The organism is Fictibacillus sp. UD, from assembly GCF_043558025.1.
Classification (GTDB): domain Bacteria; phylum Bacillota; class Bacilli; order Bacillales; family Fictibacillaceae; genus Fictibacillus.
Map to the genome: position 1 here is coordinate 261,542 of NZ_JARUHH010000002.1, position 12,125 is coordinate 273,666.

Consider the following 12,125-nt stretch of genomic DNA (forward strand, 5'->3'; position numbering starts at 1 on the left):
TATCCTTGTCAGCTCAACAAAATTCTAGGTCGTTCTATCTATTTCTAAGCTGGGTAGGGTGTCTGTTAAAGAAAAAAGTACGCTTATGAATTCGTGTACTACTAGTCTAGAAATTTATTATCTTTTATTTCTAAGCAGCTCTTCCAGCCGATCCCATGTTTCGGTAATTCCTTGAATCGCGCCCATATCCAATACCGTTTTAAGGCCTTCAGCAGTTGCATATTCACAACGATTTACTAGTTTTGTCTTACCATCCATTTCTTCAAATTCAGCCGTTACACTTGTAGCGGGCATGATGTCATTCGTATTGCCATCAGCATCTGAAAAGTAGTCGACATAGGCTATTTTTTCTGGCTCAACAATTTCTTTGTAAACGGCTTTACCCCAAGATTCCATTCCATAAAATTCACCTTGGTTTTGATCGACACACTTCATACAAAAATGCCAAATACCACCTGACTTGAAATCCATATTGCAAACCGGCAGCTCCCAGCCTCTCGGGCCCCACCATTGTTTGAGATAGTCAGGTTCTTTAAACATCTTAAAAACCTTGTCACGCGGTGCGTTAAATACTCTTTCAAGAACGAGAACTCGATCATTTTCAACCTTGGACATCATAGTGTTATTGGACATTTGGGTATCCTCCTAAAAAAACATAATAATATCAGCTTATTAACCCTATTCACTAGACTAATGATAATTCCTGCTCTCTGCTTGAAGTCAGTTGTAAACAAAATGAGTATATTTTCTAATGGAGCTCTATTTTCAATGCTGAAATGTTTTGTTTGATAGAAAAGCTATTTACCGTCTTTTTACTTAAATTCATACCATATATTATGTTCAAGATTAAACTTCCCTGCGTTCATACACTCTTTTAAAAAAGCTTCCATGTTGACAAAAGATTTCTGTACCTTTCCACGTCTGTTTACTTGAAGAATCTGTTCATCTTTACTAATCACAAAAAAACATTGCCACTCAAGGGAATCAGCAAATATGAACCAGTCTTCAGGATTTCTTTTTCTTGCATACATCTGCTGCATCGACTCAATAGGGAATGGCTGGTACCCTTCCTCTTCTATACTCATTCCTCGATAACTTTCCACGTATCCAGCAATCCTTACAAGGTCAAACAAATAGCATCCATTGAAATAAGTTAAAAATGTTCTATATGCACTTGGAGCAGGTCTGTCTAACTTCTTCATTAATTGATCGACCCTCTCACTTGATAATGGTGGCTGCAAATGCGTATGCCACCTTTCCTCTTCTTGAATGATACCGAAAAGAATCGTACCTGTTCTTAATTTCTTTTTATTATTTTGGTAAAAAGCATCTAATAGATTGGGTATATCTTTGTAAATCATTAAGGACTCATCTCCTTTTACTCTTAATCCCAAGTTTCCTCTTTTTCAAAATAACCTCTCCAGTTAAAAGGTATTGAAGGTGTTTTGACTCGTTTTCTCCTTACAAGCTTCAAAATGCTCCCGTTAATTATACTAAAACTTCATTCCCCCAAATCCCAATTTACTCATCCATTTAAAAATACATATAATTCTTTCTCAAACCCATTCCTGTAACGGTGGACAAACTGATTCCATATTTTAATATGAGGCATTTGAGTTTGAGGTTTACGAATGTCGCGTATTCTTTTTAACTCGTTCTAGAAAAGTAAAAAAATGAGGAGGTGTTTGTATTGGATAATAAACACCAATGGGATCTTAATGGATTAAATACGGGTGACTTTCAGGTAAGTGGCGGTACCCCTCGTTATCCTGACGATCAGCATGCACAAGACCCGCGTATCTTCATTCCCGGCTGCGTAATCGGTATATGTTTTAACTTTTGCGCAGGTGTGTGCGGAGGTTGCGGTGGTTGTGGCGGATGTGGCGGATGTGTTGGTCGCTGTGGAGGCTGCGGCGGATGTGGTGGCTGTGCTGGCCGTTGCGGAGGTTGTGGTGGTTGCGCTGGACGCTGTGGCGGTTGCGGCGGTCGCTGCGGAGGACCTGGCCGATAAGACGCCGGTTGATTCTTATATAAAAAACTGAAGGCTTGACCCAAAAGTAGATGTAACCTTTGAGTCAAGCCTCTTTTCCATGTGCGCACGAGAATTTAAAGTGAAACTGTATTTATGGAGTATACATATTCACCAGTTGTTTGTTCACGATGAATAAATATATTTACGTTAAATGAAATATATTCACGTTCATTCGTTTTTATTCACGTTAATCCCATTAATTTCACGTTAGTGCAATACACCCCAAAAAGCCTACAAAGACAAAGACATAACAGACAAGCAGACTCCATAAAAATAGATGATGAGCTTTTGGTAAGGAGGGGTATTATGCAAACCATTCATCCGGCGATGCGTTTAAAAGTGAAAAGAGATACATTCATCTATCCTGAATCCAACCAAGGTGTGTACCTGCGAAACAACGTCACTTCTATCCGAATAGAAGGAAGCACGATTGAAAAATGGCTTGAACGACTTATTCCAATGCTCGATGGCACGCTCACCCTTGATCATATAACAAATGGATTGCCACAATCATTCAAAGACCAAGTGTACAAAATCGTTCAGGTTCTGTACGAAAACGGCTTTGTTCGTGATCTCAGCCAAGATCTTCCGCATCAGCTTCCTGAACAGATTCTTACAAAATATGCGTCTCAAATCGAATTTATCAATCATATATGTGATTCTGGTGCGCAGCGGTTCCAAAGGTATCGTGAGGCAAAGGTGGCTGTAATGGGGGCAGGCCCGCTTCTACTCTCTCTTGTTACATCACTCATTCAATCTGGTCTCTCTGCGTTCACCATCATCCCAACACATTCACAAAAAAAGGATGACAGAAGAGTGCAAGAAATAATTGCAGCGGCGAGCGAATCAGATTCCACGTCAAAAATCACTGTGTTAAAGTCAGAATCGCAAACATGGAGCGAAAATCTAGAACACTATGACTACATCATTTTTGGTTCACTAGACAGCGATCTTGCACGACTGCGTACTGTTCAGAAAATCTGCAAAGATCAGGGAAAACATTTTCTTCCGGTTACGATTAATAAGGATCTGGCTTTTGCTGGTCCGCTCGTGTCACCAGAATCCACGTCGAGCTGGGAATGCGCTCACCGCCGTGTACATCAGTCATCCTCAATAAAAAATGAATCTAGTCATTCATCAACAGCCTGTGCGCTGCTGGCGAACGTGACCGTTTTTGAGCTGTTCAAAGAAATTACCGGTGCACAGGATCAAAAAAAGGACCACTCCATCTACAGACTCAACCTGGAAACACTTGAAGGAAGCTGGCACAGCGTTCTTCCCCATCCACTTGTGAACGGCAGTGTTCAAGCAACACAGATTCAAGACCCGCTGTTATTTTTAAAGATTGCTAACCATCAACAAAAAGATCTGCACTCCCTGTTTTATACTATCACGTCAAAAGAGACCGGCATTTTTCATACGTGGGAAGAAGAGGAACTGCTGCAGCTTCCTTTATCTCAGTGCAAGATCCAGGTCGCTGATCCTCGTTCTGAAGGGCCAGCTCCTCCACAGCCTTTGATAACCTGTTCAGGACTCACGCATGAAGAAGCAAGACTGGATGCAGGTCTCACTGGAATCGAAAACTATGTGAAATCTTTATATGGAGATTTTTCTCACTCCATGAGCATCGGAACGGGGAAAACAGCAGCAGATGGCTTATGGAGAGCACTGCAAAACGAACTTCATGAAGTTTTTCTAAAATCACAGCATTCAGATCTCGAAGTTTCAGCTGAGCTGGATATCCAATCGTTGCGTGATAACCACATTCAGTTTATGAGTAAATCACTTACCGCTTTATGTCCTGAAATCAAGCTGTATTATGGGAAGAAGCTGCTTGGTTTCCCAGTAGTTTGGGTACATGTTCACGACGAATGGTACGGAAGTGTCGGCTTAAATGACACGGTCGCAATACGCCGAGCTCTTCAAACGGCCATCATGAGTACTCAAAATAGTGAAAAACCACTTCACTCTTATGGCGTTGCTGTCGCTTCCATAAAGCCAATTACTACCCGCAGTCATGTTTCGCTTACTGATTTAAAAGAGGAGACTCCTCAAGAAACGCTCTCTGCCGCACTTCACACGTTAAAAAAGCACTCTATAAAAGCGCAGTTTTATTCGCTGCAGACAGAACCTGTGTTAACCGACAACACATATGGCATATTCGGCATAACGCTCATACAGGAGGAACCGTCATGACTCACTTCATCGCTGTTATCGGAAAAGGAAAACTCACAGACTATGTTTGTAATGAGCTGTCTAGTGACTATCAGATTACACGCTGGCATTCTGCAGGTGAAGCCGTGCCGAACAAAGAAAGTCTAGCACTTTTGCTGCAAGATTCATGGGATCCGGCTGAACATGTAAAAGCAGAAGAAATATTCCGTGCACACTCTATTCCTTGGCTTCGGAGTTTCGTATTTTTTGGTGAAGTGAACATCGGCCCCTTCGTTTATCCTGATAAACCAGGCTGTTCACAATGTGCTGATCTGCGCCACTTTATGACAGTGCAAGAGCGGCGAGAGCATTTTCAAATAAAAGACTATGTAAGGAATAACCGTGACCTCATCCAAGATCGTGATCCTTGGGGAACCACTCTAGCATTATCCCAAACTTCCCTTTTGATAAAGAAAGAGGTGGATTCTTTTACGAAAGGAGAAACACCACGGACAGCTGAGCATGTCCTTTTTCTTCAGCTCACATCGTTCAAACTGTCTCAGCATTTCTTTTTGCCAGACCCGTATTGTACAGTGTGCGGTGATCTTCCAGTTGATACGGATGACCACGCATGCATCACACTCAAACAAAGTCTGAAGACCTCTGTTAATAGCTACCGCTGCCGCTCGTTAAGCGAGTTAGAAAAAATGTTAAGCCGCAATTATTTAGATAGCCGGACAGGGCTTCTCAATTTCAAACGATATGATTTAGTGTCTCCTTTTGCAGATACGGTCGTGAACCTGCCGCTTCTTTCCGGAAACGAATTGAATGCCGGGCGCACCCATTCATACCAACACAGTGAGCTTTCAGGTATTTTAGAAGGGCTCGAGCGATATTGCGGTTATGCGCCAAGAGGAAAAAAGACGGTCGTTTATGAGCCGTATTCCAAAGTGAAGAATGTTGCCCTCGATCCCCTTACGCTCGGCACTCATGCACCGGAACAATATAAGAAACAGAGGTTTCCGTTTAAACCGTTTGATCCTGACCGCTCCATTCATTGGGTTTGGGCTTATTCGCTAACAGAGGAACGGCCGCTTTTAGTGCCAGAGACGTTCGCGTATTACAGCTTAGGCGGCGGAGAAGGTTTTCTATATGAAACCTCCAACGGCTGTGCGGTAGGCGGCAGTTTAGAAGAAGCCATTTTGTACGGAATCTTTGAGATCGTTGAGCGCGATGCGTTCTTGATGACGTGGTACGGCGAGCTTCCGATTCCACGACTCGATCTAAAGTCGATCGATGATTCTGAGCTGCAGCTCATGGTTCAGCGCATTCACAGTGTTACAGGATTTGAGATCCACCTTTTTAATGCAACGACTGAAAATGGCATCCCAAGCATTTGGGCGATGGCGAAGAATACGAAGGAAGATGGGTTGAACCTCCTATGTGCAGCAGGCGCACACCTCGATCCCCTTCGTGCGGTAAAAGGAGCGGTACAAGAACTGTCAGGTATGCTCCTAAACATGGAGGATTCGTTTGTCAAAAACCGCAAGAAATACGAAGAGATGTATCGCGACTCCGATCTTGTCCGCCATATGGAAGACCATTCGATGGTTTATGGATTAAAGGAAGCGGAGAAACGCTTATATTTCCTGCTTGATAAACGACAAGTGAAAAGTTTTGAAGAAGAATTTCGCCCTGTCCAAAAACGCGCGGATTTGTTAGATGATTTAAAAACTGTACTAAATATTTTCCAGAAACTAAATCTTGAGGTCATTGTGGTCGATCAAACCGGTCCAGAACTGAAACGAAACGGACTTCACTGTGTTAAAGTCGTGATTCCAGGCATGCTGCCGATGACATTCGGACACCACCTTACTCGGCTAGAAGGGCTAGACCGCGTGTTGACCGTTCCAGCAAAGCTCGGATATGTGAAGCAGCCTCTTTCAGCTGGCGATCTTAATCCGCATCCTCATCCATTTCCATAGACCAGTGTGAAGGGGGAACCGTTATGAACCTTGATGAATTTTTGTATAAACTTCATTACGAGACAGATCAGATAACTCCCCCTGATTGGGAGGTGAACTGGGATGATGCCCCGCTTCCCTACAAAATTTACCGCGGTTTGCCTTCAGTGGAACTAAGCTCGGAGATTCCTGAGATCTTGACGCAAACCGCTAAACCGACTTTAAAAGAAGTGAGTCACTTTCTGTGGTACACGTTCGGCCTCACCCAAGTGAGCCAATCGTTCGCGTTTGGAGATGGATCTGACACGTGGACAACATGCCGTCGCTTTGTACCGTCTGGCGGCGCACTGTATCCGAACGAACTTTATCTTTATTTAAAAATAGAGGATGCCGCAGCTGGCATCTATCATTATGATGTGGCACACCATCGCTTGGTTTGTTTAAGGGAAGGAAACTTTGATGATTACTTGAAGAAGGCACTTGGTAGCCGCTGTGACATCTCTTCTACCTTTGGTGTCGTGTTTATCTCAACGTTTTTTTGGAAGAACTTTTTCAAGTATCATAACTTCTCGTACCGGCTGCAAGGCTTAGATGCTGGTTTTGCGATCGGGCAGTTGCTCGAAGTTGGACGGCGGCTCGGTTTTGAAACAGGCGTCTATTATCATTTCTTGGATCGCGCCGTAAATCACCTGATCGGAATTGATGAGAAAGAAGAAAGTGTGTATGCGGTGATTCCACTTTCGGTCGACCGCGAGATGAGCTGGTTCCGTGATGAAGAGCAAGATGGGGTGACATCAGAAAAATTATGTACTGAACTTCCACCACTTCACCACCAACATTACGTTCGTTCCAAGAAAATAATAGATTACCACATGCTGGTTAAGATCAATGAAGCCTGTATGATGGATACGTTTGCATCACCACGCAAAAAGGTAGATTCACAAAAAGATGTGTTTAACGGTGCCGCCATTAAATTACCTGGGGTTGATTCCTTAAATTATGATTTTTCTTATGCCTGTCGGACCCGTTATTCCCCAGGGATGGACTTTGTGCTGAAGCCGATTAACCTTCAAACATTATCTTCCCTTTTATATGAGACGGTCTCAAGGAGTGCTTACCGAAATGAACTGGATCAAGGTTATCAAAAGATTTCGACCCGTGTTTCCGTTACTCTCAGTACGTATAGCATAGAAGGCTTATCAAACGGCATGTATGCATACGACGAATCTAAGCATGCATTGCACCAAATAGCTCCTGGCGATTATCGCAACTCGCTGCAAGACGGTCTGTTATCAGATTTTGTGAACATGGCGCAGATTCCGCTCTCCGTTAATATCTCAGGCAATAGAGATCATTACAAAAATGCATTTGGATATAGAGGGCATCGCATTCAGCACATGGAAGCCGGCATTCTTTCTCACCTCTTGATTTTGACGGCATCAGCTCTTGATATAGGCGGCCACCCCGTCCTTGGATTTCATGTCCCTTGGTATGATGAGCTTCACCAACTGAGTGACAGAGGCAAAACCAGTCTGCTGCAGATCCCCCTCGGACACTACCGGCCGCATCCTAGACTGCAAGGAACTATGCATATGTAATTTGGTATGTAAATGACATTAAAAAGACCAGATTTTTTGTCTGGTCTTTTCCTTATACTTTTAATCATATCGGAATTGAATTAATAACCCCAAGTACCCCAGCCGCCTGGTGTGCCTTGTCCTCCCCAAGGTGAAGGGAAAGCTTGGCCTTGACCGTATCCTTGACCACCCATGCCGCCTGGAAGACCCCCTTGAGGACCGAATTGTGGAGGAATAGGTCCGGTATAGGGAACCCAGCCTCCAATCTCCTTTATATTTACTAGTAAATTGATATCTTCTGTTGGAGAAAATATTTTCAAATATACAAATCCACCGGTTTGTTGCCCATAATTTAACAATTCAACAATTACTTGACCATAACCCTCTAAATTAGTAATTCCATAAAGGTTTCCTGATTTAATAATACTATCTAGTACTTGAACACTTATTCTTGTATTTTGAAACAAAAAAACAATCCTTTCAAAAATTGTCTATCGGTTGTTCTTTTTAGTAACCCCAAGTACCCCAGCCGCCTGGAGTTCCTTGTCCTCCCCATGATGAAGGAAAAGTTTGTCCTTGACCATAACCTTGACCTCCCATACCGCCTGGAAGACCGCCTTGGTGTCCGAATTGAGGAGGAATCGGGCCTGTATATGGAACCCAGCCTCCAATCTCCTTTATATCTACTTGTAATCCAATATCTTCCGACGGAGTAAATATTTTCAAATATGCTACTCCGATGTTTTGTTGGGTGTCATACCCATAATTTAATATTTGGACAATTACTTGACCATAACCCTCTAAATTAGTAATTCCATAAAGGTTTCTTGATTTAATAATACTCTTTAGTACTTGAGCACTTATTCTTGTGTTTTGAAACAAAAAAAGCAATCCTTTCAAAAATTGTTTATAGGTTGTTCTTTTTAGTAACCCCAAGTACCCCAACCGCCAGGCGTACCTTGACCTCCCCACTGCGAAGGGAAAGTTTGACCTTGCCCATAACCTTGTCCACCCATGCCGCCTGGAAGGCCGCCTTGGTGTCCGAAATGTGGGGGAATAGGACCGTAATAAGGTGTCCAATCTTCTAAATCCTGTATCGGAACAGTTGTTAAAATATCTTCTGTCGGAGTAAATATTTTTAAAGTTACATTTCCAGTGTTTGTATTAAAATCCAACACTGCTTCTTTGATATGAACAATTACTTGACCATAACCCTTTAAATTAGTTGTGCCATATGTGAATCCCGATTTAATAATAAATAATATATGTTGAGCATTTAATTTTACTCTTGTGTTTCGAAGCAAAAAAAGCAGTCCTTTCAAAATGTATTCTCGTTAAAATTATATGAAGTTCTATTAACTTTTGTATAGACAAAAGTGCAAAAATAAATAGAATTACTCAAAAGCAATACGATGAACCTATAAAAGTACTTTATTAATTCGCATATCCTCTTATTTAGTTATTATTTTTAGGTTCTCGTCCATACTTCTGGTTGTGGTTAACATATATATATAGTGAAGAAAATTAATACAAAGGATGGATTTATATGTTTCGATGGAGTTTTCAAGGTATCGTACCAGGTGCAACGATCGAACAATTTGTAGGTCAATATATTACGACTGCCATTACAGGCTATGGGCAGGTTGTGGCTCAAGTCGTTAAGTTCGATAATGCTACCAAAATGGCTACACTAAACGTATTTACACCAAGTGGAGTAAGAGCGTTGCAAGTACATGAAACAGATATGTACGGTATCGCTCCTTATCAAGGACCTATCCCTCCTGTCTTTGGATCTGGCATGGGTCAGATGGGACAAATGGGGCAAGGTGGACAGATGGGGCAGCCTGGTCAGATGGGTCAGATGGGTCAGATGGGTCAGATGGGTCAGATGGGTCAGATGGGTCAGCCTGGTCAAATGGGTCAGATGGGACAGATGGGACAAGGCGGTCAGCAAGGCTGGCCTTGGTGGATTCAACAATATCTTGGTGGATGGGGAGGATGGGGACCTGGGCGTTAATATACTCCCTTCCCCTTTCACCACAAGTTTTTCACATTAAAAAATCGTGAGGCGTACCTCACGATTTTTTATTCTTTACTTTGTTTCGGTTTACTCTGTGATTTACTACCAATTTTAGAGCGGTATTCGTTGCCTTTGTTATTATCGCCGGTCGCTAATTCACTGCTGAACTCTTGATCGTGCTGTGCTTTAGGCGAACCTTGATTTTTGCTTCCTTCACTGCCATTGCGATTGGTCATCACATCTACCTCCTTAAAATAAACTCTTTCCTAGTATTGCTTATCCATTTGCTTTTTAATCAGGCTTAACGATGCGACGGCCAGGAACCTTGCATCTTTCTAACTTGCATAATTTGACCCGTATGGTATGCGTCATGAAGAAAGATATCCAGCATTTTCTCTTCAAGTGAATGTTGGCTAAGCACTTCATCCGTAGTTTTACTCAGTATCTCCTTTAAACGATTATGAATATTTTCAGCACGTTCAACGACTTTCTTCCATTCCTGATCGTCATTTGATTGTTCCGTAAGATTGAAGGTTGCATCACCATCGAGATGATTTGTCCATTCCCTGTTTTCCAGGTTCGCAATAAGTCTTTCTTTGTAATAAATGAGATGATTGAGGTTTTCCCAAATGGTTTTAGTCCCCTCACCTGGCGGTCTCCAACTGGCTTGTTCTGCCGTGATTCCATTAATGGCTGGTTTGAGCGGAGCATACCAACTTTCCTTATCAAATGTGGAATCGAACACCTTTAAAAGCAAGTCAATTCGATTCTTCGTCATCCCCATAATCATTTTCCTCCTTATAGATGCCCTTTTGAGTAATTAATCAGCTCTCCTTTTATACCTAGGTGGGTATCACTGTTGGTGATTCAAGAAATTTTGGAATTATTCCAGCGAGTTCTGGCTATATTCCAGCGAGTTTAAGCGATAATCCGGCGAGTATTGACCATATATCAGCGAGTCGACATGAACCGACAACTTGAAGTGTCCATATACCCCCACCTCCACCTTACAGTGCAAAATAATTAACTAAACTCTCGCTGATTTCTTTACCTCTGGTTCAATAAGGTCTGTATCACCCGGAACGTAGCCGAGGTGTCTTCCAATCTTCACGATTTGCCCTTTATGATGAAACTCGTGAGTCATGGTATGTGTAAAAAGCCACAGTGAAGTGAACTCAGCTTTACTGCCACTTCTGAACGTTACCTCTACAGTTTGATCCCATTTGTCTTCAAACGTATTTAGAAATTCATAAACCAATTCATCCGTTTTCCTAAAAACTTCCCGCATTTCCTGTACGTTGTGAATAGACTCTGGTGTTATTTCAGGAAGTGACTTACCAAGCGCCCGAACACCCAACCAACCGTGATAACAATCAGCTACATGCGCATGAAGACTACGGATTGAATCTCCACCGAAGTTTTCAAGCTCCTTCACATAATCTGCTGGTGATAGCGCTTCGCAGTATTGGAACAATGTTTCTCTTGTGCGGCAAACCCAGTCATATTGAGTCTTAAATAAATTCATATCTTCACCCTTCCTTATTTAATTGCTTTCCCCATACTTCAACAAAAAGAGCACTTCTCCTTCATGAAGAAATGCTCTTGAGCGGTTTGGCCTATAAAAATGATAAGTCACTTTCCTTAAGTGTTATTCCGTTTAATTCTGCCCAATGATTTGTCGAAACCCACAAGTTCCCAACGTCCCTTTTCAAACTCTGCACATCAGTATTTAGAGACAAAATACGATTTATATACTGTTCGAAATGGTGAGGTAATGATTCTAGTTGAAAGCTTTCATGATACATCGAACGACTTGAAAGAAATTTGTATCTATTTTTTAATCCAACACACATTGTTGCCCAATAGGCAATCTGCCTTGCTTCATGTGCAGCAGTTATGCCGTCATTTTCATTAAGTGTATAAATTTTATATACATGTTCATACATATCAGCCGATGCATCTCTTATCAACCCATCAAAATCTACCTGTTCCTCAGCAGCTTTTGCTCTTTCTCTTAACGTTCCATAAAGGTCTGTTGGATCATGAGAATCTTGCATGTAAAAAGTACATCACTTTTTACACACCATTCATAGTCAATGTTTGTTGATTTGGAGTGAATTTTATCTAAGGAATTAAAGCTTATTCCCGCAAACATACCCTTATAAAAGAATGAGTACCACCCACTATCTCGCCCATTTACTACTACTCTCATTTCTAGATCTGATTCAGGACAATCTGTTCCTTTTGCAGTTGAACCCTCAATTACAACTGAAATTAAATCATCTTTATATTTCTTCTTTAACTCATCCAGTATTTCAATTGCTAGGTCATATCGATCCTGAGTTTGAAATTTATTTGGCTGCCATCTATTCAAAATT

General features: G+C 41.9%; 15 protein-coding genes. 5 read left to right on the top strand and 10 right to left on the bottom strand.

The features are described 5' to 3' along the window. Positions 1-117: 117 nt before the first annotated feature. Positions 118-633, bottom strand: a complete 516-nt coding sequence (locus P8610_RS04955; RefSeq protein WP_394603339.1) for an SRPBCC domain-containing protein — start codon at positions 631-633, stop codon at positions 118-120. Positions 634-812: 179 nt separating this feature from the next. Further along, positions 813-1,361 (bottom strand): SMI1/KNR4 family protein, encoded by a 549-nt coding sequence (locus P8610_RS04960; protein WP_394603340.1) that lies wholly within the window; start codon positions 1,359-1,361, stop codon positions 813-815. A 329-nt stretch (positions 1,362-1,690) separates the two neighbouring features. Here P8610_RS04960 and P8610_RS04965 point away from each other — a divergent pair, with 329 nt between their 5' ends. The 4 genes from P8610_RS04965 (at position 1,691) to P8610_RS04980 (ending at position 7,748) form a co-directional block, all read left to right on the top strand. Then, positions 1,691-2,011, top strand: coding sequence for a hypothetical protein (locus P8610_RS04965; RefSeq protein ID WP_394603341.1), 321 nt, complete (start codon positions 1,691-1,693; stop codon positions 2,009-2,011). A 327-nt stretch (positions 2,012-2,338) separates the two neighbouring features. Continuing rightward, entirely contained in the window at positions 2,339-4,228 is a 1,890-nt protein-coding gene (locus P8610_RS04970) for a putative thiazole-containing bacteriocin maturation protein (protein ID WP_394603342.1), read from the top strand. Next, positions 4,225-6,171 (top strand): TOMM precursor leader peptide-binding protein, encoded by a 1,947-nt coding sequence (locus P8610_RS04975; protein ID WP_394603343.1) that lies wholly within the window; start codon positions 4,225-4,227, stop codon positions 6,169-6,171. Before P8610_RS04970 ends, P8610_RS04975 begins: the two co-directional genes overlap by 4 nt. Before the next feature lie 23 nt (positions 6,172-6,194). Then, positions 6,195-7,748 carry a SagB family peptide dehydrogenase gene (locus P8610_RS04980; RefSeq protein WP_394603344.1) on the top strand — a complete coding sequence of 518 codons (1,554 nt, stop codon included), beginning with the start codon at positions 6,195-6,197 and terminating at the stop codon, positions 7,746-7,748. A gap of 80 nt (positions 7,749-7,828) precedes the next feature. Here the strand turns inward: P8610_RS04980 and P8610_RS04985 are convergent, their stop codons facing one another. From P8610_RS04985 to P8610_RS04995, 3 genes are read right to left on the bottom strand one after another with little or no spacing between them, the layout of a single operon-like run. Further along, entirely contained in the window at positions 7,829-8,194 is a 366-nt protein-coding gene (locus P8610_RS04985) for a hypothetical protein (RefSeq protein WP_394603345.1), read from the bottom strand. Positions 8,195-8,234: 40 nt separating this feature from the next. Continuing rightward, entirely contained in the window at positions 8,235-8,609 is a 375-nt protein-coding gene (locus P8610_RS04990; protein WP_394603346.1) for a hypothetical protein, read from the bottom strand. A 41-nt stretch (positions 8,610-8,650) separates the two neighbouring features. Further along, positions 8,651-9,049, bottom strand: a complete 399-nt coding sequence (locus tag P8610_RS04995) for a hypothetical protein (protein ID WP_394603347.1) — start codon at positions 9,047-9,049, stop codon at positions 8,651-8,653. A gap of 224 nt (positions 9,050-9,273) precedes the next feature. Between P8610_RS04995 and P8610_RS05000 the strand changes: the two genes are divergently transcribed. After that, entirely contained in the window at positions 9,274-9,744 is a 471-nt protein-coding gene (locus tag P8610_RS05000; RefSeq protein ID WP_394603348.1) for a hypothetical protein, read from the top strand. 68 nt (positions 9,745-9,812) lie between these two features. Here P8610_RS05000 and P8610_RS05005 read toward each other — a convergent pair whose 3' ends face one another. From P8610_RS05005 to P8610_RS05025, 5 genes are all read right to left on the bottom strand, one after another. Then, a complete protein-coding gene (locus P8610_RS05005) occupies positions 9,813-9,983 on the bottom strand; it encodes an imidazoleglycerol-phosphate dehydratase (protein ID WP_394603349.1) in 171 nt (56 codons plus the stop codon). A gap of 65 nt (positions 9,984-10,048) precedes the next feature. Continuing rightward, the gene (locus P8610_RS05010; protein ID WP_394603604.1) at positions 10,049-10,525 is read right to left on the bottom strand and encodes a DinB family protein; all 477 of its coding nucleotides are present in this window, start codon (positions 10,523-10,525) and stop codon (positions 10,049-10,051) included. 249 nt (positions 10,526-10,774) lie between these two features. After that, positions 10,775-11,272 (bottom strand): DinB family protein, encoded by a 498-nt coding sequence (locus tag P8610_RS05015; protein ID WP_394603350.1) that lies wholly within the window; start codon positions 11,270-11,272, stop codon positions 10,775-10,777. 91 nt (positions 11,273-11,363) lie between these two features. Beyond that, positions 11,364-11,804, bottom strand: a complete 441-nt coding sequence (locus P8610_RS05020; protein WP_394603351.1) for a kanamycin nucleotidyltransferase C-terminal domain-containing protein — start codon at positions 11,802-11,804, stop codon at positions 11,364-11,366. Beyond that, complete coding sequence (locus P8610_RS05025; protein WP_394603352.1) at positions 11,762-12,121, bottom strand: hypothetical protein; 360 nt, start codon at positions 12,119-12,121, stop codon at positions 11,762-11,764. The genes P8610_RS05020 and P8610_RS05025 overlap by 43 nt, the downstream gene beginning before the upstream one ends. Between the last annotated feature and the right edge of the window lie 4 nt (positions 12,122-12,125).